We start from the raw sequence: 19,636 nt of genomic DNA, 5'->3' as shown, positions 1-19,636 counted from the left end.
AATCGAGGAAGGAAACTGATGTCCGGAGTGCAGGATCGTGTTGTCGTCGTCACCGGGGCCGGTGGTGGGCTGGGTCGTGAGTACGCCCTGACCCTGGCTCGCGAAGGTGCCGCTGTGGTGGTCAACGATCTCGGTGGTGCCCGCGACGGCACCGGGGCCGGGCACAACATGGCTGACCAGGTGGTCGCTGAGATCAAAGAGGCAGGCGGCCGGGCCGTCGCCAACTACGACAGTGTCGCCGACGCCGAGGGCGCCGCCAACATCATCAAGACCGCAGTCGAGGAGTTCGGCAAGGTCGACGGCGTGGTCAGCAACGCCGGAATCCTGCGCGACGGCACCTTCCACAAGATGACGTCGGAGAACTGGGACGCCGTACTGCAGGTGCACCTCTACGGTGGCTACAACGTGGTGCGGGCGGCGTGGCCGCACTTCCGTGAGCAGAGCTTCGGCCGCGTGGTGGTTGCCACGTCCACCAGTGGGCTGTTCGGCAACTTCGGCCAGGCCAACTACGGCGCGGCCAAGCTCGGCCTGGTCGGCCTGATCAACACGCTGGCCATCGAGGGTGCCAAGTACAACATCAAGGCCAACGCCATCGCTCCCATCGCGGCTACCCGGATGACCGAAGACATCCTGCCCCCAGAGGTGCTGGCCAAGCTCAAGCCCGAATACGTGGCCCCGGTGGTGGCCTACCTGTGCACCGAAGAAGTTGCCGAGACCGGCTCGGTGTTCATCGCCGGCGGCGGCAAGGTGCAGCGGGCGGCCCTGTTTGAGAACGCGGGCGCGGTGTTCGAGAACCCGCCGTCGGTCGACGACATCGCGGCTGCGTGGTCGGACATCGCCGACCTGTCGCAAGCCAAGGCAGCCAACTTCTCCCTGCAGTAGCGGTTCGAGCGCCGGAGTTACCGTCGCCCGCCTCAGTCGCGAAGCGCCCTGCGCAGCGCGTCGAGGTCGGTGTCGGTGACTCCGGCGGCCTGCAGGAAACCGTCCAGCGTCCCGAAGTTCTCGGCAATCGAGCGATCGGCGGCATCCAGATAGTCGGTCCGCACACCGAGCACTTCGTCGGAGAGGCGCGCCTCGGTGAAGGTCAGCATCTCCGGCGTGATCTCGGACTCGGGTCGCTGCCGGATGATTTCCATGAGCCGGTCGCGCAACGCCGGGACCGCGGCATTGCTGCGCAGGTAGTCCTCGATGACGGCGTCCTGGTCCACCCCGGCCGCCCGCAGCACCACCGAGACGACGAATCCGGTGCGGTCCTTTCCGGCGAAGCAGTGCGTCAGAACCGGCCGGCCCTGGGCCAGCAGGGACACCACCCGCTGCACCGCGCGGCGAGATCCGGCGAGAGTGGGGAACCGCGCGTACTCCTCGGTCATGTAGCGGGCGGCGACGTCGGCCGCGGAGTCCTCGTCAGGCTTCTGGGCCATCATGTTGCGGAACGCGTCCTCGTGTGGCGCCGAGCTGTCCGGTGACTGGTCGCCGGCCAGATCCGGGAAGGGCAGCAGGTGGATGCCGATGCCGTCGGGCACCAGGCCGGGTCCGCGGCGGGTGACTTCGCGCGGCGATCGCAGGTCGGCCACGTCGGCCACCCCCAGGCGCAACAGTTCCTCGCGGCCGCCCTGCTCCAGGCGGCTCAGTTCGCTGGAGCGGAACAGGCGGCCCGGGCGTAGCGCGCCGGTCGACTCCGAGACGTCGCGGAAATTCCAGGCCCCGGGCAGATTCGGCTGGGAGGTCACCCGGCCACGATAGGACACCGGGCCGCCGGACTTCGTGGGCAGACGTCAAACGACCCCCGATCCAGCTGGATCAGGGGCCGTCGGGTCGGTTTTCAGGCTTAGATCGGCGGGTAGTTCTGCGGGGGGTAGCCGCCACCGCTCTCGACGCCGCGCAGGCCCCAGGTCAGATATTTGAAGAAGAACTCGGCTTCATCGCTCATCTCGTAATCCGGATTCGGATCGTAACCGTAACCAGGACCCATGTCGTCAACCCCTTAGCTTGGATTCCACCAAGTTTAGTCGGCCGGTCAACACCACCACAGCGGACTGCCTAGAATCCTTCCAACCAGTTGATTGATTCGCCGATGACACCGGCCTGGCCGAAGAGTGAGTGGACATGACAAACGGCAAGGCCACGTCCGGGGGGTCGACCCAGAGCCCTTCCCGTCGCGAAGAGCTGCTCGCGGTCGCCACCAAGTTGTTCGCCGCCCGTGGTTACCACGGCACCCGCATGGATGACGTCGCCGAGGTGGTGGGGCTCAACAAAGCGACCGTCTACCACTACTACGCCAGCAAGTCGTTGATCCTGTACGACATCTACCAGGGGGCCGCGGAACGGACGCTGGCAGCCGTGCACGACGACCCGTCCTGGACCGCGCGTGAGGCGTTGTACCAGTACACGGTGCGCCTGCTCGACCAGATCGCGGTCAATCCAGAAGGCGCGGCGGTCTACTTCCAGGAGCAGCCCTACATCACCGAGTGGTTCACCGAGGAGCAGGTGGCCGCGATCCGGGAGAAGGAAGCCCAGGTCTACGAGCACGTGCACGGCCTGATCGACCGTGGTATCGCCAGCGGCGAGTTCTACCCCTGCGATTCGCACGTGCTGGCACTGGGCTACATCGGCATGACGCTGGGGGCCTATCGATGGTTGCGGCCCAGCGGGCGCCGCAGTGCCAAGGAGATCGCCGCGGAGTTCAGCACCGCGCTGCTGCGTGGCCTGATCCGCGACGAGACGATCCGGGTCGAGTCGCCGCTGGGGGTTTACCCCGACGGCGAGGCGAGGTTGCGGTCCAAGAACTCCAGCTGATCGGCGACCACCCGCTCGAAGGCATCGCCGACGTAGATGTCGAAGTGGCCCTCGGGATATCTCTTGACGATGCCGCGGGGGGCTTTTGCGGCGTAGCGCAGGGTCGGCCCCGGCGGGGCGACCGAATCGGTGTCGCAGACGCAGAACAGAATCGGGCATGACACCTTGGCTGCCAGCCGGCCTGGGCGGTAGGCCAGGATCTTCATCCCGATGCGGGCGGCAACCTCGTTGCGCAGGTTCTGTCCCGGCGGAGCCAGCTTCAGGTAACCCGGGTAGGAGTCGGGCGTACTCATCAGCGCGACATCGCCGGGGCGACCGGCGGTTGCCACCATCACCGGCGGATTGCCCAGCCGGGCCGCGGCCAGATCACGCAAGGCCAGCACGCTGATCCGCGCGGTGGTCAACGGCGGAATGCAGCGCGCCGAAGCGATTCCATCGGTGAACGGGCATTGCGCCACCACCGCCGCCACCGGCAGCCGGGCCGCGGTGGCGATCACGTGCCCACCGCCGAACGAGGTGCCCCACAGGCCGATCCGGTTGCGGTCGACGCCGCGCAGGGTATGCGCGAAGTCGACCGCGGCCGACCAGTCCGCCAGCTGCATGCCCACGTCGAGCAACTGGCGCGGAGCGCCGTCGCTGTCGCCGAAGTTGCGGTAGTCGAATACCAGGCAGGCGTAACCGGCCGCGGCGAATCGCTCGGCATAGGCGTCCAGGCGCATGGTCCGCACCGCGCCCAGGCCATGCGCCATGACCAGCAGCGGTGCGCCGTTCGGGCCGGAGTCATCGGGGCGGTACAACCATGCGCTGATGCGGTCCGCGCCGGAACGGAACGAGATGTCTTCGCGGGTAGCCATGCTTCAAGGTAGCCCGGTGTGTGATAGACCGGCTTCGTGACCGGGACGGTGACCGCGAGCCTGATGCGGAATCTGGCAGAGGTGGTGGGTCCCGCCCACGTCACCGACGATCGCGACGTACTGGCCGGCCGCAGCGTCGACTACACCGGCCGCTACCGGGGCCGGGCCGGCGCGCTGGTGCGGCCCGGATCGCCGGAGCATGTTGCCGCGGTGCTGCGGCTCTGCCGCGACGCCGGCGCCCACGTCACCATTCAGGGCGGGCGTACCTCCCTGGTGGCCGGCACCGTCCCGGAGTACGACGACGTGCTGCTGTCCACCGAGCGGCTGAACACCGTCGGTGAGGTCGATGCCGTCGAGCGCCGGGTGCAGGCGGGCGCCGGTGCGACCCTGTCGGCGGTCCAGCGCGCCGCGGCCGGCGCCGGGCTGATCTTCGGGGTCGATCTGAGCGCCCGCGACAGCGCCACCGTCGGCGGAATGGCCTCCACCAATGCCGGCGGGCTGTACACGGTGCACTACGGCAACATGGGCGAACAGGTGCTGGGCCTGCAGGTGGCACTGCCGGACGGCACGCTGGTGAACCGGCACAGCTCGGTGCGAAGCGACAACACCGGCTACAACCTGCCGGCGCTGTTCGTGGGGGCCGAAGGGACGTTGGGTGTCATCACCGGACTCGACCTGAGACTGCATCCCATTCCGGCGCACCGGGTGACCGTCGTCTGCGGCTTTGCCGAGCTCGAGGCCCTGGTCGAGGCCGCCCGGGTCTTTCGCGACCTGGACGGCGTCGCCGCCCTCGAAGTGATCGATGCCCGCGCCGCGGCCTTGACGGGGGAGCGGCTCGGCGTGCCCGCGCCGGTTGCCGGCGAGTGGTTGTTGGTGGCGGAGCTGACCGGCGATCATGACCAGACCGATCGCCTCGAGGGCCTGCTGGCACGGGTGCGATCCTGCGCGGAGCCGGCGGTGGGGTCTGACCTCGCGACCCAGCAGCGACTCTGGCGGGTGCGCGAAGCGGTGGCCGACGTACTGGGAGCGTTCGGCCCCCCACTGAAGTTCGATGTCTCGCTGCCCCTGGCGGCCGTCGCCGGATTCGCTGCGGCGGCGAGCACGCTGGTGCAGCGCCATGCACCGGAGGCGCTTCCGTTGCTGTTCGGTCATATCGGCGAGGGAAACCTGCATTTCAACGTGCTGCGCTGCTCGGAATCAGCCGAGGCTGCCCTGTATGCGGCGATGATGGAGCTCATCGCCGGGTGCGGCGGCAACGTCAGCTCCGAACACGGGGTGGGAAGCCGAAAACGGGCCTACCTGTCGATGTCGCGCGGGCCGGCCGACATCGCGGCGATGCAGACGATCAAGGCAGCGTTCGATCCGACCGGGTATCTCAATGCCGCGGTGCTCTTCGACTAGTCGCGGTGCCTGCTGCCGACGGCCTGGCGCAGCTGAGCGAGGAACTGCTCAGAGTCGTCGCTGCGAATGATGTAGTGCGAGATGGCGATCCGGATGGCCGCGGCCGCCTTCACTGCGGCATCAGGTCCGGTCAGCATGCGCTGCAGGCCCTCGCGCATCGGCACGATGATCCGGGAGAAATCGGCCAGCACGTGCTTGGGTTCGATGTCGATCATTCGCACGCCCGTCGAGGAGTGCTGGTAGTCGACGATGAAACGCAGTGCAGCGTCGAGTTTTTCGGCTCCCTTAAGTCCTTCGGTGGCGCTCGCCAGACCGCTGTCGAAGATGTGCCGCTCGTAGCGGGAGAACGCTGAGATCAGTTCTTCCTTCGACGGGAACCACCGATACAGGGTCGGGCGGGAGACCCCGGCCTGGGCGGCCACCTCGGACAGGCTGAGTTTGGTCATCCCGTTGCGCCCGAGCACCTCGGCGGTGGCCGCGAGGATCCGCTGCCGCGTCGAGTTGTCGGGGGGGTCCACCGAAGGGGTCATTGCGCAAACTTTACAAAGTAGGGAGCGAGTGTCACGGGAGTTCGGTGCTTGGACATCGTTCCTCGCCGTCGTGGGTCCCGGGCCGGACCGTGAGTCGATTATCGCGATCGAGGCGCCTGGCGTCACATCCGATAAGCGGGAGCTGTCGCGATGACCGGGGATAGGCAGGACTGCCGGGGGCGGTCAACGACGGCGCACCAGGACCGACTGCTGGATGCCGGCAACCGCGCCGCGCTGGTCGAACAGCGTGCCGATGGTCGTCCCGATGCCGTCCGGGCCGTAGTTGGTCTCGGCGCGGATCCCGATCCATTCGCCGTCGGGAATCCGGTGCACGTGCACCACCAGGTCGGTGTTGAGGAACGTCCACGTGGTGATGTCGAGCTTGGTGCCGACGCCGTTGGCGTCGTCGGCCACCGCGAACAGCCGCTGCAGTGGTGTCATCGCCTCGCCGTTGACCAGGTCGACGATCGGCGAGATCCACGACTCGCCGGCCCCCGGTGCCAGCGGCGTGGTCAACCACCGCCAATCCAGGCTGTGCACGTAGTTGCGGTCCCACTTGCGCTGCATGTCCATGCCGCGCGCCTCGTGGACCGGCCGCAGGGGAGGCGCCGAGGCGTGCTGCACCTCGGAGGTGTCCAGTTTCTGGAGCCGCCAACCGGTCGCCCGGGCGACCGGCCGCAGGAGCCGGTCAGGCCCCGCTGCCAGCATTTGAGCGCTGACCAGTTCGATCTGCTTGCCGGGGCGGTCCACCTGGCAGCGCACCCACAGGTCACCCTCGGCCGGTACCGGTCCCAGCAGGTCGATGGTGACCCGGCTGAGCCGGGTGTCGTCGCGGGCATCCAGGCGCTCCAGCGCCCGGACCAGCAGCGCCGACACCGGCGCGGCGTGCTGAATCTGAGCTGACCAGGTTCCTCGGACGAAATCGGTGGCCGCGAACCTCTCGCCGCGGGAGTCGTCGGGGTCCAGCAGCTCGTAGTAGGCGTCGGTCATGGCATCTCTTTCAGGGCAATCCGGCGCCGGGAATCTCCACGGTCACCGTGTCCAGCCGTGAGTCGCGGGTCCCCATCAGCCGCTTGGGGTAGGCGCTGGGACTTGTCAGCAGAAACAGGGTGCGGCGCTGGCGGCCGCCCAGCGCGCAGGCGATCGCGGCCCGGCCGCCGGTCGCAATGCGGTCGGTCACGATGCCGCCCTCGACGATGCGTTCGAACTGATTCGCCAGCGTCATCGCCGTCCAGACCCCTCCGGCGGCGTCGAGCGCGATGCCATCCGGTGGTCCGTCCAGCCCGTCGGCGAAGGTGCGGCGGGCTTGCAGTCCGCCGTCGGCGTCGATGGTGAACCGGGTGAGCCGACGGCCCATCGATTCGGCGACGGTCAGCGTGGTCCCGTCCGGGGAGATCACCATCCCATTCGGAAAGTCGAGGTCCTCGGCGACTATGCGCACGCTCGCGTCCGGATCCACGCGTACGAGCACCCCACCGGAGGGGGCCTGTGACCCGATGTAGCTGCGGCCGGCCGCGTCCACCACCATGTCGCCGAGATCGGCCGGCACGCGGTCAGCCAGATCGACCAGCGTGGTGACCGAGTCGCCGTCGTAGCAGAGCACCTGACGATCTGCGGCCGAGGCGACCAGCAGGGTGCCGTCCGGCCGGAAGCCCAACCCGCTGGGGCTGTGGCCCGGCAGGGGAACCGTTGTCATCGAGCCGTTCAGCGTGACGGTGTGGATCGCCTCGCCGAGCATGTCCGAAAACCACAACAAGCCCTCGAACCAGCGGGGCCCTTCCCCGAAGCAGAAGCCGCCCGCCAGGGGCGCCGGCGTCGACGACGAGGCGTCCACGGCTGGCTGCGAACCCGTCTCGGCGAAACCCAACACTGTCGCCCTCCTGTCCGGCCGCCCTGGGCGCGGCTTGCACACACTTTACAAAATGCGCCCAAAATGTCACGCTCGCGGAATGTCTGAAATATCCGCGACAACCGAGACTTCCCCTGCGACGCACTGGTCGGTAAGCGGCCTGCTGGACCTGTTCGAGGTGGTTGCCGACGGTCCGGACCGCTTCGTCGGCGCCACCGGGCTGGCCGGTGGGGACGAGCGCCAGGTGGTGGAGGGCACCCAGTTGGTCGCGCAGGCCATCATGGCGGCGGCGCAACGGTTCGCGGACAAGTCGATCCGATCGGTGCACGCGGTGTTCGCCCGGGCTGTTCTGGTGGGGCCGCCGGCGGAATACGCCATCGATGTCGTCAGCGAGGGGCGCTCCACGGCCGCCGCGGTGATCTCGGTCCTGCAGAACGGCAAACGCTGCGCAACCATCACGGTGCTCGCCGATGTGCCGTCGGCCGACATCATCACCCACCACCTTCCCCGCCCGGACGTCACCGCCCCGGCGGAGGCCAACCCCTGCGCCATGCCGATGGCTGGACGAGAGGTGCGCCTTGTCGACGTGGTGGACGTCAACAGTCCTGACGAGGTTGGGCCCCCGGAGCTCTACGCCTGGCTGCACTATGACCCTATTCCTGCCCGTGATGATCTCGCCAAGGCGCTGATCGCTTACTTCACAGGACATTTGGGGATCTCAACCACGATGCGCGCGCATGCCGGGATCGGAACGAGCCAGTCGCACGTGACGGTGTCGACGGCTCCCATGACCGTCACGGTGAGCTTCCACGAGCAGGTGCGCTGGGACGGCTGGCTCCTCTACAGTCACGAGAGCACGCAGGTGGGCGCGGGCATGTCCTACGTTCGCGGAACGGTGCACACCGAGGAGGGCGAACTCATCGCCTCCTTCGCCCAGGATGGCCTGATCCGGCCATTGCGTACCAGCGACAACACCATCGCCGAGCACTCGCGGCTATAGCGGCAGACGCCCAGCCGGTTTCGGCAACTCGGCGAAACCGGCTGCCCGTGACAGATCGAAGCTGAAAAGCCCGGAAATGGCTGCACTTTCGGGGAGCGGGTCCAGGTAGGCCCACGCCAGGTCCGGTATGACGGTGTCGCCGACGACCGCGCTCCAGTAGCTGGCGTAGCCCTTGTAGTTGCAATACGTCGACGTCGTCGATGCCTGCAGCAGGTCGGTGCGCACGTGGTTCGCGGTGACGTAGAGCCGTGGGGCCAGGGCGGTCTCGAACAGGATGACCGTGTCGTCGGTGTCCACCAGTGCCATGCCGGCGACCTCGACCCGCAAGGCTCGCCGGGTAGGGCGGCAATCGATCCGGTGATAGGGGTTCGGCGGGTAGTGCACCAGCTGACGGCCCTCCTCGAACCAGGTGTCCACGGCGTCCCAGGCGACCTGCACGAAGCCGGGCGCCTCCGGCAGCGCCCGATACGGCAGCCCGCGAACGGCGTCCTCGCGAAAGGCGTAGCTCAACGGCTCGCCCTGGCGATGGACCAGCAGCACCTCTTCGGTGTCGATCACGCAGCGCTGTGCGCGGATCGCCTGCACCCGGCGCGGATGCGGCTCGACGTAGACCAAAGCGCCGGTGATCTCCGGCGCGAACCAACCGGCCCGCTCAGTGCTGAGCGGACCATCTCCGGCAACCAGACTCACGTGCCCTCACCCCTCGCCCCAGTCGTGTTCCGCCGAATTCGACTTTACAAATTCTGCTCCAACTGTAATATCACCGGAAGTTGTGCTGCGCGGACGGACCGGGCTCGTCGGACCGGCGGCACCGTCTGATGGTCCTCGCGACGAGCTGGGAAGATGTGATGACGAGTACCGCTGCGGCCCTTGGTTCCTCGGCGCGCGATCAGTGTCTGCGCTACCGACTCGACGTCATCGCCCGCGACGTCGCCGGCCTGGTGCACAGCGCCGGCGGCTGGCTGTATCAGCGGGCGGCGACCGGCTGGGACGTGCGCGTGCTGGTGCCCGCGCACCTGGACCTGCGGCCGTTGCAGATCCTCGGTCTGACCGCCGACGACCTGGAGGCCCACCTTGCCGCGCCCGAGTGCGAGCCGCCCGGGCACGCCCTGGCGGTGGCCGCCGATGCGCTCCGCGCTGACGCGCGGATCCACCAGCGGGTGCAGCAGGCGCTGCGTTGCAGCCTGACGGAGCTCGTGGTGTGGGGGCGGCCCGCGACGCTGGAGCTGGATCGCCGGCTGCGCACGGTCCAGCACACGCCCTCCGTGGCGGGACGGGCGTTCAAACGTCGGGCGCTTGCCGCCGCCGGCGGGGAGGTGGCGCGCATCGACGGACCGGAGAGATTCCGTAGCGACCAGAGTCATTGCCTGCCGGTGACTTCCGATCTGGTCTCGGTCGGCTGATGCGCAAGTACTACGACCACACCCTGCTGTATCTGCACGAGACGATCGATCTGGGCCGCGGCACCAGCGGCGACTTCACCCGCAACTTCACCGAGACCTACCAGCCCATGATGACCGAGCTCGGCGCCCGCCTCTTCGGACTGTGGGAGTCCACCGCCTACAACGGGCATTGGCCGCAGGTCACCGTCATCTGGGAGATCGACGCGTTCGCCGACTACGCCCGGATCGGGCGGGCACAGAGCCGGGGCGGCAGCCACGCCCAACCCGCGGCCGATTGGTCGGCTTACCTGGCCGGCATCGGTGCCTCGGGGGAGGGCCGCATCATGTATCCGGGGCCGCGCAACAAGACGCTGTCTGCGTTGTGCGAATCCGGCTTCGACGCGACCGTGGTGATTCAGGAAATCATGCAGACCAAGCCCGGTCGCCAGGACGACTACATTCGCGAGCTGGAGCGGCTGTACGTGCCGTGGTCGGAGCGCACCGGAAAGCGCTGGCTCGGTTCGTTCACCACCACGTTCCGCTTCAACGAGGTCATCCACTACTGGGCGCTCGACGGCGGATGGGATTGCTTCGCCGAGCACTACCCGTCGTGGAAAGACCATCCGCCGGCCGAGATCGTGACCTGGATGAGTGTGGCCCCCGCCTTGCGTGACGGCTGGGAGGACTCGATCCTGCAGGCCTTGCCCCCCTCGCCGCTACAGCGAGACAACACGTGACAAGCGTTGCGGCCCCGGAGTTCTCCTATGACCCCTTCGATCCGGCGGTGATGGCCGACCCGCTGCCGTACTATCGCGTGCTGCGCGACCGCCACCCGCTCTACTACGTGCCGCAGTGGGATCTCTACGCACTATCCCGATTCGACGACATCTGGGAGGCGCTGGCGGTCGGCGACGGAACCTTCGTGGCCTCCGAGGGCACCCTGCCGGCGGCTAGTGTGTTGGCACACCACAACAGCGGTCCGGTACCCGACCCGCCCCTGCATCCGCTGCCCTTTCACGCCGTCTTCGACAAGCCGATCTATGACGACATCCGTCGGCTGCAGTCGCCGGCATTCCGGCCCCGGTCGGTGGCCGACTGGCAAGACCGCGTGCGTGCCCTGGCCAACCAGCGGCTCGATGAACTGCTTCCGCGCGGCCGCTTCGACTTGACCTGTGACTATGGCGGAATAGTGGTGGCCCAGGTGGTGTGCGAACTACTGGGCATTCCCACCGACCTCGCCGCGGAGGTGCTGGCCGCGGTCAACGCCGGCAGCCTCGCGCAGGCCGGCAGCGGGGTGGACACGGCCGCGGCGCGGCCCAACTATCTGCAGTACCTCATCCCGGCCGTGCAGCGCCGCCGCGCCGCGCGGGATCGCGGCGCACTGCCGATCGTCGACGGAATGCTGTCCTACCGCTTACCGGACGGCAGCGACCTCGACGATGTCGAAGCCGCCACGCAACTGCTGTGCATCTTCATCGGCGGCACCGAAACGGTACCCAAAATCGTGGCGCACGGACTGTGGGAGCTGGCCCGCCGGCCGGACCAACTGGCCGCGGTGCGGTCGGATCCCACCAGCGCCGTGCCGCGCGCACGCGAGGAGATGATCCGCTACTGCGCCCCCGCGCAATGGTTCGCCCGCACCGCCCGCAAACCCTTCGCATTGCACGGCAGGACGATCGGGCCCGGTCAGCGCATCATCGCCCTGTTGGCATCGGCCAACCGGGACGAGCGCCAGTACCCCGATCCCGACGAATTCCATTGGGACCGAAAGATAGAAAGGTCGCTGGCTTTCGGGCGCGGACAGCATTTCTGTATCGGTTATCACCTGGCCCGGCTGGAAGTCACGGTCCTGGTGCAGGAATGGCTGCGCCGTGTCGGGGAGTACCGCATCATCGAGGACGGCGCGACCAGGCTGCCGTCCAGCTTCCAGTGGGGCTGGAACAGCATTCCGGTGGAGGTGTAGGACATGTGGGCACACCGGTTGATCGCGCCGTATCAGTTCGAGCGGGTCGAGGTTGCCGAACCCGCCGAACAACAGATCGGCCCGGGCCAGGTGCTGCTGCGGTTCGTCGCTGCCGGAGTGTGCGGCAGCGACCTGCCGGCCTTTCGCGGCGCACAGGGCAGGCTGCCCGGTGACGACGGTGCCGGCGCCGCCGAGAAGCTCGGCTTCCCGATCCACGAGATCGTCGGCGACGTCATCGTCAGCCGGCATCCACAGCATCGGCCCGGAGACCGCGTCGTCGGCTGGGCGTCGGGCTTCGACGGCCTGATGGAGCGGGTGGTCAGTGACGGCGACGGGCTGCTGGGCTATGACCCAGCACTGGATCCCGCCCGCGCGGTGGGTCTGCAGCCGCTGGCCTGTGTGCTCTACGCCGTCGAACAGCTGCCCGACCTCGCCGGGCGCCACGTCGCGGTGATCGGTCAGGGCTCGATCGGCCTGCTGTTCAGCGTCGTGGCCAAAGCCGCCGGCGCACGTCGGGTCACCGGGGTGGACCCGGTCGACCGCCGCGATGTGGCCGCCGCGTTCGGCGTCGACTCCGTCGTCCAGGCGACCAGCGACCGCTGGCTGCGCCACCTGGACCCCGCCGACCGGCCGGAGATCGTGATCGAGGCGGTGGGCCACCAGGTCGCCACCCTGGGCCACGCCATCGAGGCCGCCGCACCCGGCGGGACGGTGTTCTACTTCGGAGTCCCCGACGACGACAGTTATCCGATCAACATGCGCGCCATGCTGCGCAACAATCTGACGTTGATCTCCGGGATCACCCACGACCGTCGGCGGATGCTGTCGGCCGCAGCCCGCTTCGCCGCCGACCATCCCGAACTGCTGGGCGACTACGTCACCCATGTCTTCGGTTGCCACCAAGCGCAGGACGCCTTCGAGCTGGCGGCACGACCGGTTCCAGGCCGCGTCAAGATTGCGATGGTCGCATGATGTCGGCGTTGGGCGACGCGCTGGCGCAGCGGGCACCGCTCTGGGGCGGCTGGATCACCGGTCCAACGGTGTTGGGGCCCGAGGAGTTCGCCCGCGCCGGATACGACTACGTGGGCTTCGACGCCCAGCACAGCTACCTCGACGACGCCCGGATCGCCTCGATGCTGCGGTACACCGAGCACCTGCCGATCGCGACGGCGGTCCGGGTGCCCAACGCCGATCCGGCCCCCATCGGCCGGGTGCTCGACGCCGGAGCCGACGCAGTCATCGTGGCGCTCATCGAGACGGCCGAACAGGCAGCGGCCGCGGTCGCCGCGACCCGCTATCCGCCGGCGGGCAACCGCAGCTTCGGGCCCCTGCGGGCCGCATTGGGCCGCGACCTGGGTGCCCTGGAGGCGCGCGCGGACGTGTTCGCCATGATCGAGACCGCAGCGGCATTGGCCGACCTGGAGCGGATCTGCGCGGTCCCCGGACTGGCCGGTGTCTACGTCGGGCCCGCCGACCTGGCCATCTCGATGGGGGTCGACGTCGGCCGGGCCACCACGGATCCCGGCATGCTGACAGCGATGGCCCGGATTCAGCGCGCCGCATCCGAGGCGGGCGTGACAGCGGCGATTCACGCCGGCTCGGGCACCGCTGGTGCGGCGCTGGCCGGCCTGGGATACCAGATGATCACGCTGGCCGCGGAGTCGCAGGCACTGCGGCGCGGAGCCGCCGACCACCTCGACGAGGCGAGGGGCCGATGAGTCAACCACGCGTGGCCCTGGTCACCGGTGCGGCCCGCGGCCAGGGCTGGGCGATCGCAGAACGGCTACGGGCGGAAGGATTCGCGGTGGCCGCGTGCGACGTGAACCGGGCCGAGCTCGATGCCGCCGTCGCCGCGCGCAACGACGACGCGCTGATCGGCATTGAGCTGGACGTGACCTGCCCCGAGCAGTGGGACGCTGCCGTGGCCGCCACTGTGCGCCGGTTCGGCGCGTTGACGACGCTGATCAACAACGCCGGGACCCTGCACCGGGCGCCGATCGCCGACGAGACCCCCGAGGACTTCGAAAGGGCCTGGCGGGTCAACTGCCTCGGCCCCTTTCTGGGCATCCAAGCGGTTCTGGGGCAGCTGCGGCAGTGCGAAGGTGCCGCCATAGTCAACACCTGCAGCACCGGGGCGATCCGCCCGTTCCCCCAGCACAGTGCCTATGGTTCGTCGAAATGGGCGCTGCGCGGGCTGACCCAGACCGTCGCCGCCGAACTGGCCCCGGCGGGAATCCGGGTCAACGCGGTGTTTCCCGGGCCGATCTCCACCCCGATGCTCGACGACGTCACGCAACAGCGACTGGCCGCGGTGGCGGCCAGTGGCCGGATCGGCCGCCCCGGCGAGGTGGCCGATGCGGTGGCATTTCTGGTCTCGCAGGCCGCGTCGTTCATCACCGGGGCCGAACTGATCGTGGACGGCGGCCAATGTCTGCAGATCCGGTGAGGCTGCCCGGAAAGGGGCTGTCGATCGGCGTCATCGGCGCCGGTCCGGGCGGCCTGGCATTGGGAATCCTGTTGCGGCGTGCGGGCTTTTTCGACTTCACCATTTTCGACCGGGAGGACGGGGTCGGGGGAACCTGGCGGATCAACACCTATCCGGGGTTGGCATGCGATGTCAGGTCGCACCTGTACTCCTACTCTTTCGACCTGAACGCCCATTGGTCGCGGCAATGGTCGCAGCAGCCGGAGATCCTCGCCTACTTCGAGCGTTGCGCCGCCGAGCACGGGCTGACCGAACACCTGCGGCTGCGCACGGAGATCTGTTCGGCCCGCTGGGAGGAAGACCGGCGCCAGTGGTGCCTGGGTGCCCGCGACGGCGCCGAGTACCGGTTCGACGCGGTGGTCTCGGCGGTCGGCCTGTTCACCCGGCCGGTGCTGCCGGATCTGCTCGAAGAGCAGCCCTTCACCGGCACCGTCATGCACTCGGCGCGGTGGGACCATTCGGTGCCGATCGCCGGGGCGAAGGTCGCCGTGCTGGGGACCGGTTCGACTGCGGCGCAACTGCTGCCGGAGCTGGCCGAGGTTGCCGAGAAGGTGTACTCGCTGCAGCGGTCGCCCACCTGGATCCTGCCCAAGCCCGACCGTCCCTACACGCCGCTGCAGCGTTGGGTATTCGCCCGCGTCCCCTTGGCCAAGCGGCTGTATCGGCTGCGGCTGTGGCTGCGCAGCGAAGCGAACATCTCGGTGATCGAGAGCGGCAGCGACAGGACCCGGGAGCTGACCGATGTCGCGCGAAAACTGCTGGACACCAACATCTCCGACGCGAGCCTGCGCGCGGAGCTCACGCCCGATCACCCGTTGGGCTGCAAGCGTCTGGTCTTCTCCTCGGAGTACCTGCCGGCGCTGGCCCGCGCCAACGTCGAAGTGGTGAACAGCCCGGCCGCAGCGTTGCGTGCCCGATCGGTGGTCGCCGAGGACGGCACCGAATGCGAAGTCGACGTGGTGGTCTGCGCCACCGGGTACGCGGCCGCGGACTACCTGGGTCAGATCGAGGTGACCGGTGAGGGGGGAACCACGCTCAAGCAGGCCTGGCGCGACGGGCCGCGCGCCTATCTGGGTATGGCGATGCCCGGTTTCCCCAACTTCTTCATGCTCTACGGACCCAACACCAACGTCGGGTCCAACAGCGTGATCTTCGTGCTGGAAGCCCAGGCGCGGTACATCGTGCGGGTGTTCAAGCATCTGCGGCGTACCCGCAAGTCCTATGTCGCCGTGCGGCCCCCCGCGCTGACGGAATTCATCGCCAAAGTCGACCGGTGGATGCGCAACACGGTGTGGACCTCCCGATGCAGCAACTATTTTCGGGCGGCAAACGGACGCGTGGTGACGCAGTGGCCGCGTAGCGCCGGTGCCTTCTGGGCCATGACCCGCAGGTTCCGGCCCGCCGACTTCACCTTCGAACCGGCGGTCAGGGCCGACCGAAGGTGATGATCTGCCGCACAGCGACGCCGTCGGCGAGTGCGTCCATGGCCTCGTTGATCCGCTCCAGGGGCAAGATGGACGACACCAAGCGCTCCACCGGAAGCCGGCCGGCCCGCCACATTTGGACGAAACGGGGGATGTCGCGCGCGGGAACCGCTGACCCCAGATAGCTGCCGATCAGCGAGCGGCCCTCGGCGACCAGCCCCAGCGGCGACACGCTGATCCGGGCGTCCGGAGCCGGCAGGCCGACGGTGATGGTGCGCCCGCCGGGCGCGGTCAGGCCGATCGCGGCCTCCAACGCGGCGGGGTGCCCCGCCGCCTCGATCACCACCGGGGCGCGCACGCCGGCGGCGAGGGCCTGCTCGGGGGTGTACGTCCGGTGCGCGCCCAGCTCGGCCGCGGCCGTCAGCTTGTCCGGCAGCCGGTCGACGGCGACCACCTGCACCTCGTCGTAGGCCAGTGCGGTCAGCACCGCGGCCATCCCCACCCCGCCGAGCCCGACCACCACGACGGTCTCACCGGGGCCCGGACGGCCCACGTTGAGCACGGCACCGCCACCAGTCAGCACCGCGCAGCCCAGGAGGGCCGCCACCGCCGGAGGTACGTCGTCGGGGACCGGCACCGCGCTCGCCTGGTTGACCACCGCATGCGTGGCGAACCCGGAGACCCCGAGGTGGTGATAGACGGTCTGGTCGCCGCGGTGCAGGCGCAGCCCACCGCCGAGCAGGGTTCCCGCGCCGTTGGCGGCGCTGCCGGGCTCACACGGCGCCATGCCGTCGGTGGCGCACGCCGGGCAGGCGCCGCAGCGGGGCAGGAAGGCCAGTACCACCCGCTGTCCGATTCGCACCGCGGTGACTCCCGCACCGACCGCATCGACGATGCCGGCGGCCTCGTGGCCGAGCAGCATCGGCACCGGTCGCACCCGGTTCCCGTCGACCACCGACAGATCGGAGTGACAGACTCCGGCGGCCTCGATCCGCACCAGCAGTTCGCCCGGCCCGGGCGGGTCCAGCTCCACCTGTGCCACCGTCAGCGGGCGTGAGGCGGCATACGGGCGCGGCGCCCCGATCCGCTCCAGCACCGCCCCGCGGATCGTGGTCATGCTGGAATACAACCATGAGTTCGGACGCAGCGGTCCCGCCCGCGCCGGAAGGCTTGACCAGCCAGGACTTCCCGGTGCACTGGCCGGTGCTGACCCGCTGGGCCGACAACGACATGTTCGGCCATCTCAACAACGCGGTGTACTACCAGCTGTTCGACACCGCCATCAACGGCTGGATCGCCGCCCATGTGGACATCGATCCGGTCGCCGCACCGCAGCTGGGGGTGGTGGCCGAGTCGGGTTGCCGCTTTCTGGGCGAACTCGCCTTCCCGGACCGGCTGGCGGTCGGGCTGGCCGTGACCCGGCTCGGGCGGAGCAGCGTCACCTACCGGCTCGCGGTGTTCCGGGCCCCGGACGACCGCGGCGCCGAGACCGCAGCGGGGGAGCCGCTTGCCGCGCTCGGGCACTGGGTCCACGTCTATGTCGACCGCACCACCCGGCGGCCCGTGCCGATTCCCGACGGTATCCGCGCGCTGCTGACCACCGCCCAGGTTTAGCTCGGCGGTTGTCCGGCCGGTGGCTATGCTCGGCGGGTGCCGCTCGTGAGCAAGACCGTTGAAGTCGCCGCCGACGCCGCCACGATCATGGGTATCGTGGCCGACTTCGAGGCGTATCCACAATGGAACGAAGAGGTCAAAGGGATTTGGGTGCTGGCCCGTTACGACGACGGCCGGCCCAGCCAGCTGCGCCTGGACGCGTCCTACTCCGGCTTCGACGGAACCTTCATCCAGGCCGTGTACTACCCCAGCGAGACCCAAATCCAGACCGTCCTGCAGCAGGGTGACCTGTTCAGCAAGCAGGAGCAGCTGTTCTCCGTGGTCGAGATCGGTCCCACGACGTTGCTCACCGTCGACATGAATGTCGAGACCGAGATGCCGGTGCCCAAGCCGATGCTCAAGAAGGCCTTCAACAACGCCCTGGACTATCTGGCCGACAATCTCAAACGGCGCGCCGAAGCACTCGCGGCAGGCTAGCCTCAGCGTCGATCGCAAGCGCGGCGAAGCCGGGCGCAGCGGGTCGGCGCCGTACCCGTACCCTCAGCGTCGATCGCAAGCGCGGCGAAGCCGGGCGCAGCGGGTCGGCGCCGTACCCTCAGCGTCGATCGCAAGCGCGGCGAAGCCGGGCGCAGCGGGTCGGCGCCGTACCCTCAGCGTCGATTAAGCGGCGAAGCCGTGTGTCGTCGTCAACACGAAGCGGGAGATCCGAATTGAGCCACGCAACCGTCGATCCCGCCGAGCAGCCGTACCGTGCTCGTCGACAGAACTGGGTCAACCAGTTGGACCGGCACGCGCTGATGCAGCCGAACGCGACGGCGCTGCGCTTCCTCGGCCAGACCACCACCTGGGCCCAGTTGCGGGACCGGGTCGCGGCGCTGGCCGACGCTCTGAGCCGTCGCGGGGTCCGCGCCGGCGATCGGGTGATGATCCTGATGCTCAACCGCACCGAGTTCGTCGAGTCGGTGCTGGCCGCCAACATGCTCGGCGGAATCGCGGTCCCGGTGAACTTCCGGCTCACCCCGCCGGAGATCGCCTACCTGGTCAGCGACTGCGAAGCCAGGGTGTTGATCACCGAACCGGCGCTGGTGCCGGTCGCCACCGGCGTGCGCGAGCTGACCGAGCTGCTGGAGACCGTGGTGGTGGCCGGTGCTCCCAGTGACATCGATGCGGGTCTGATCGGTTACGAAGACCTCATCGACGAGACCGGCGAACCGCACGCGCCGGTCGACATCCCCAACGACTCCCCGGCCCTGATCATCTACACCTCGGGGACCACCGGCCTGCCCAAGGGCGCGGTGCTCACCCACACCAACCTGCTGGGCCAGACGATGACGGCGCTGCACACCTCCGGGACCGGCACCGGCGACGTGGCGTTCATCGGGGTGCCGTTCTTCCACATCGCCGGGGTGGGCAACCTGCTGCCCGGCATGTGGCTGGGCATCCCGACCGTCATCAACCCGCTCGGGGCGTTCGACGCCGGCCAACTGCTCGACGTGCTGGCCGCCGAGCGGGTGACCGGGATCTTCCTGGTGCCGGCCCAGTGGCAGGCGGTCTGCGCCGAGCAGCAGGCCAACCCGCGAGACATCTGTCTGCGAACCATGTCGTGGGGCGCGGCGCCGGCCTCGGATGCCCTGCTGCGGCAGATGGCGGAGACCTTCCCGGGCACCAAGATCCTGGCGGCCTTCGGGCAGACCGAGATGTCGCCGGTGACCTGCATCCTGCTGGGCGAGGACGCCATCAGAAAGCTCGGTTCGGTCGGCACCGTGATCCCGACGGTCAGCGCCCGCGTTGTCGACGAGCAGATGAACGACGTGCCCATCGGTGAAGTCGGCGAGATCGTGTACCGGGCGCCCACCCTGATGAGCGGCTATTGGAACAACCCGCAGGCCACCGCAGAGGCCTTCGCCGGCGGCTGGTTCCACTCCGGAGACCTGGTCCGCATGGACGAGGAAGGCTACGTCTGGGTGGTCGACCGCAAGAAGGACATGATCATCTCCGGCGGCGAGAACGTGTACTGCGCCGAAGTGGAGAACGTGCTGGCCGATCACCCGGACATCGTCGAGGTGGCCGTCATCGGCCGCCCGGACGAACGGTGGGGCGAGGTGCCGGTGGCGGTCGCTGCATTGTCCCGCGAGGGGCTGACCCTAGCCGAGCTCGAGGTGTTCATGACCGAGCGCTTGGCGCGCTACAAGCACCCCAAGGCACTGGAGATCGTGGTGGCCCTGCCCCGCAACCCGGCGGGCAAGGTGCTCAAAACCGAACTGCGAACACAGTTCGGTTCGGGCCGCTGAACCGAATAGGTGCACGGGCTTTCACTATGGCGATCAGTGAGGTGGCA

At 68.7% G+C, this 19,636-nt stretch carries 22 protein-coding genes; 14 read left to right on the top strand and 8 right to left on the bottom strand.

The window, feature by feature from the left end; translation table 11 throughout:
- The first annotated feature begins 18 nt into the window (after positions 1 to 18).
- Positions 19 to 882, top strand: coding sequence for an SDR family oxidoreductase (locus tag G6N14_RS16920; protein WP_085136017.1), 864 nt, complete (start codon positions 19 to 21; stop codon positions 880 to 882).
- Positions 883 to 914: 32 nt separating this feature from the next.
- Here the strand turns inward: G6N14_RS16920 and G6N14_RS16915 are convergent, their stop codons facing one another.
- Together G6N14_RS16915 and G6N14_RS16910 are read right to left on the bottom strand one after the other, a co-directional pair.
- Positions 915 to 1,730, bottom strand: coding sequence for a tyrosine-protein phosphatase (locus G6N14_RS16915; protein WP_085136081.1), 816 nt, complete (start codon positions 1,728 to 1,730; stop codon positions 915 to 917).
- A gap of 98 nt (positions 1,731 to 1,828) precedes the next feature.
- Complete coding sequence (locus tag G6N14_RS16910; protein ID WP_109559829.1) at positions 1,829 to 1,972, bottom strand: hypothetical protein; 144 nt, start codon at positions 1,970 to 1,972, stop codon at positions 1,829 to 1,831.
- 134 nt (positions 1,973 to 2,106) lie between these two features.
- On the opposite strand from G6N14_RS16910, the gene G6N14_RS16905 reads away from it, so the two are divergent.
- Positions 2,107 to 2,796 (top strand): TetR/AcrR family transcriptional regulator, encoded by a 690-nt coding sequence (locus G6N14_RS16905; protein ID WP_085136082.1) that lies wholly within the window; start codon positions 2,107 to 2,109, stop codon positions 2,794 to 2,796.
- Here G6N14_RS16905 and G6N14_RS16900 read toward each other — a convergent pair.
- A complete protein-coding gene (locus G6N14_RS16900; RefSeq protein ID WP_085136018.1) occupies positions 2,751 to 3,650 on the bottom strand; it encodes an alpha/beta hydrolase in 900 nt (299 codons plus the stop codon). The genes G6N14_RS16905 and G6N14_RS16900 overlap by 46 nt on opposite strands.
- Before the next feature lie 60 nt (positions 3,651 to 3,710).
- On the opposite strand from G6N14_RS16900, the gene G6N14_RS16895 reads away from it, so the two are divergent.
- On the top strand, positions 3,711 to 5,051 hold the full coding sequence (locus G6N14_RS16895; protein WP_085136083.1) for an FAD-binding oxidoreductase: 1,341 nt from the start codon (positions 3,711 to 3,713) through the stop codon (positions 5,049 to 5,051).
- Here the strand turns inward: G6N14_RS16895 and G6N14_RS16890 are convergent.
- The 3 genes from G6N14_RS16890 to G6N14_RS16880 form a co-directional block, all read right to left on the bottom strand.
- Entirely contained in the window at positions 5,048 to 5,581 is a 534-nt protein-coding gene (locus G6N14_RS16890; RefSeq protein WP_085136019.1) for a TetR/AcrR family transcriptional regulator, read from the bottom strand. The two genes, G6N14_RS16895 and G6N14_RS16890, sit on opposite strands and share 4 nt — an antisense overlap.
- A 183-nt stretch (positions 5,582 to 5,764) precedes the next feature.
- Positions 5,765 to 6,571: a thioesterase family protein gene (locus G6N14_RS16885; RefSeq protein ID WP_085136020.1), complete on the bottom strand. Its 807-nt coding sequence runs from the start codon at positions 6,569 to 6,571 to the stop codon at positions 5,765 to 5,767.
- Between the two features lie 10 nt (positions 6,572 to 6,581).
- On the bottom strand, positions 6,582 to 7,448 hold the full coding sequence (locus G6N14_RS16880; protein ID WP_407663175.1) for an SMP-30/gluconolactonase/LRE family protein: 867 nt from the start codon (positions 7,446 to 7,448) through the stop codon (positions 6,582 to 6,584).
- A gap of 82 nt (positions 7,449 to 7,530) precedes the next feature.
- Between G6N14_RS16880 and G6N14_RS16875 the strand changes: the two genes are divergently transcribed.
- Positions 7,531 to 8,430, top strand: a complete 900-nt coding sequence (locus G6N14_RS16875; protein ID WP_085136022.1) for an acyl-CoA thioesterase — start codon at positions 7,531 to 7,533, stop codon at positions 8,428 to 8,430.
- On the opposite strand, the gene G6N14_RS16870 is transcribed toward G6N14_RS16875, so the two are convergent.
- Positions 8,425 to 9,120 carry a DUF427 domain-containing protein gene (locus tag G6N14_RS16870; protein WP_085136023.1) on the bottom strand — a complete coding sequence of 232 codons (696 nt, stop codon included), beginning with the start codon at positions 9,118 to 9,120 and terminating at the stop codon, positions 8,425 to 8,427. The two genes, G6N14_RS16875 and G6N14_RS16870, sit on opposite strands and share 6 nt — an antisense overlap.
- Positions 9,121 to 9,278: 158 nt before the next feature.
- Here G6N14_RS16870 and G6N14_RS16865 point away from each other — a divergent pair, with 158 nt between their 5' ends.
- From G6N14_RS16865 to G6N14_RS16835, 7 genes are read left to right on the top strand one after another with little or no spacing between them, the layout of a single operon-like run.
- Entirely contained in the window at positions 9,279 to 9,833 is a 555-nt protein-coding gene (locus tag G6N14_RS16865; RefSeq protein WP_085136084.1) for a hypothetical protein, read from the top strand.
- Positions 9,833 to 10,549 carry an NIPSNAP family protein gene (locus tag G6N14_RS16860; protein ID WP_085136024.1) on the top strand — a complete coding sequence of 239 codons (717 nt, stop codon included), beginning with the start codon at positions 9,833 to 9,835 and terminating at the stop codon, positions 10,547 to 10,549. The genes G6N14_RS16865 and G6N14_RS16860 overlap by 1 nt, the downstream gene beginning before the upstream one ends.
- Positions 10,550 to 10,599: 50 nt before the next feature.
- Entirely contained in the window at positions 10,600 to 11,775 is a 1,176-nt protein-coding gene (locus G6N14_RS16855; protein WP_085136085.1) for a cytochrome P450, read from the top strand.
- A 3-nt stretch (positions 11,776 to 11,778) separates the two neighbouring features.
- Positions 11,779 to 12,747 (top strand): zinc-binding dehydrogenase, encoded by a 969-nt coding sequence (locus G6N14_RS16850; protein ID WP_085136025.1) that lies wholly within the window; start codon positions 11,779 to 11,781, stop codon positions 12,745 to 12,747.
- Entirely contained in the window at positions 12,744 to 13,493 is a 750-nt protein-coding gene (locus G6N14_RS16845) for an HpcH/HpaI aldolase family protein (protein WP_085136026.1), read from the top strand. The genes G6N14_RS16850 and G6N14_RS16845 overlap by 4 nt, the downstream gene beginning before the upstream one ends.
- On the top strand, positions 13,490 to 14,221 hold the full coding sequence (locus G6N14_RS16840; protein WP_085136027.1) for an SDR family NAD(P)-dependent oxidoreductase: 732 nt from the start codon (positions 13,490 to 13,492) through the stop codon (positions 14,219 to 14,221). The genes G6N14_RS16845 and G6N14_RS16840 overlap by 4 nt, the downstream gene beginning before the upstream one ends.
- Positions 14,203 to 15,705 carry a flavin-containing monooxygenase gene (locus G6N14_RS16835; RefSeq protein WP_085136028.1) on the top strand — a complete coding sequence of 501 codons (1,503 nt, stop codon included), beginning with the start codon at positions 14,203 to 14,205 and terminating at the stop codon, positions 15,703 to 15,705. Before G6N14_RS16840 ends, G6N14_RS16835 begins: the two co-directional genes overlap by 19 nt.
- On the opposite strand, the gene G6N14_RS16830 is transcribed toward G6N14_RS16835, so the two are convergent.
- Positions 15,686 to 16,801 carry an alcohol dehydrogenase catalytic domain-containing protein gene (locus G6N14_RS16830; RefSeq protein WP_085136029.1) on the bottom strand — a complete coding sequence of 372 codons (1,116 nt, stop codon included), beginning with the start codon at positions 16,799 to 16,801 and terminating at the stop codon, positions 15,686 to 15,688. The two genes, G6N14_RS16835 and G6N14_RS16830, sit on opposite strands and share 20 nt — an antisense overlap.
- 14 nt (positions 16,802 to 16,815) lie before the next feature.
- On the opposite strand from G6N14_RS16830, the gene G6N14_RS16825 reads away from it, so the two are divergent.
- The 3 genes from G6N14_RS16825 to fadD5 all read left to right on the top strand — a co-directional run bounded on the left by G6N14_RS16825 (position 16,816) and on the right by fadD5 (position 19,589).
- Positions 16,816 to 17,298, top strand: coding sequence for an acyl-CoA thioesterase (locus G6N14_RS16825; RefSeq protein ID WP_085136030.1), 483 nt, complete (start codon positions 16,816 to 16,818; stop codon positions 17,296 to 17,298).
- Between the two features lie 36 nt (positions 17,299 to 17,334).
- A complete protein-coding gene (locus tag G6N14_RS16820) occupies positions 17,335 to 17,775 on the top strand; it encodes an SRPBCC family protein (protein WP_085136031.1) in 441 nt (146 codons plus the stop codon).
- 233 nt (positions 17,776 to 18,008) lie between these two features.
- On the top strand, positions 18,009 to 19,589 hold the full coding sequence (gene fadD5 / locus G6N14_RS16815) for a fatty-acid--CoA ligase FadD5 (protein ID WP_109559832.1): 1,581 nt from the start codon (positions 18,009 to 18,011) through the stop codon (positions 19,587 to 19,589).
- The last annotated feature ends 47 nt before the right edge of the window (positions 19,590 to 19,636 follow it).

Source organism: Mycolicibacter hiberniae (assembly GCF_010729485.1).
Lineage (GTDB): Bacteria > Actinomycetota > Actinomycetes > Mycobacteriales > Mycobacteriaceae > Mycobacterium > Mycobacterium hiberniae.
The sequence above is the reverse complement of the archived record's forward strand: the minus strand, read 5'-3'. Positions and strand labels throughout refer to the sequence as shown.

Bases quoted from the DNA above. Each gene is read 5' to 3' on its own strand.
- G6N14_RS16845 (WP_085136026.1), top strand. From the start codon at position 12,744: ATGATGTCGGCGTTGGGCGACGCGCTGGCGCAGCGGGCACCGCTCTGG.
- G6N14_RS16890 (WP_085136019.1), bottom strand. From the start codon at position 5,581: ATGACCCCTTCGGTGGACCCCCCCGACAACTCGACGCGGCAGCGGATC.
- G6N14_RS16825 (WP_085136030.1), top strand. From the start codon at position 16,816: ATGAGTTCGGACGCAGCGGTCCCGCCCGCGCCGGAAGGCTTGACCAGC.
- G6N14_RS16865 (WP_085136084.1), top strand. From the start codon at position 9,279: ATGACGAGTACCGCTGCGGCCCTTGGTTCCTCGGCGCGCGATCAGTGT.
- G6N14_RS16875 (WP_085136022.1), top strand. From the start codon at position 7,531: ATGTCTGAAATATCCGCGACAACCGAGACTTCCCCTGCGACGCACTGG.
- G6N14_RS16910 (WP_109559829.1), bottom strand. From the start codon at position 1,972: ATGGGTCCTGGTTACGGTTACGATCCGAATCCGGATTACGAGATGAGC.
- G6N14_RS16850 (WP_085136025.1), top strand. From the start codon at position 11,779: ATGTGGGCACACCGGTTGATCGCGCCGTATCAGTTCGAGCGGGTCGAG.
- G6N14_RS16860 (WP_085136024.1), top strand. From the start codon at position 9,833: ATGCGCAAGTACTACGACCACACCCTGCTGTATCTGCACGAGACGATC.
- G6N14_RS16830 (WP_085136029.1), bottom strand. From the start codon at position 16,801: ATGACCACGATCCGCGGGGCGGTGCTGGAGCGGATCGGGGCGCCGCGC.
- G6N14_RS16900 (WP_085136018.1), bottom strand. From the start codon at position 3,650: ATGGCTACCCGCGAAGACATCTCGTTCCGTTCCGGCGCGGACCGCATC.
- G6N14_RS16920 (WP_085136017.1), top strand. From the start codon at position 19: ATGTCCGGAGTGCAGGATCGTGTTGTCGTCGTCACCGGGGCCGGTGGT.
- G6N14_RS16835 (WP_085136028.1), top strand. From the start codon at position 14,203: ATGTCTGCAGATCCGGTGAGGCTGCCCGGAAAGGGGCTGTCGATCGGC.
- G6N14_RS16840 (WP_085136027.1), top strand. From the start codon at position 13,490: ATGAGTCAACCACGCGTGGCCCTGGTCACCGGTGCGGCCCGCGGCCAG.
- G6N14_RS16855 (WP_085136085.1), top strand. From the start codon at position 10,600: ATGGCCGACCCGCTGCCGTACTATCGCGTGCTGCGCGACCGCCACCCG.
- G6N14_RS16905 (WP_085136082.1), top strand. From the start codon at position 2,107: ATGACAAACGGCAAGGCCACGTCCGGGGGGTCGACCCAGAGCCCTTCC.
- G6N14_RS16885 (WP_085136020.1), bottom strand. From the start codon at position 6,571: ATGACCGACGCCTACTACGAGCTGCTGGACCCCGACGACTCCCGCGGC.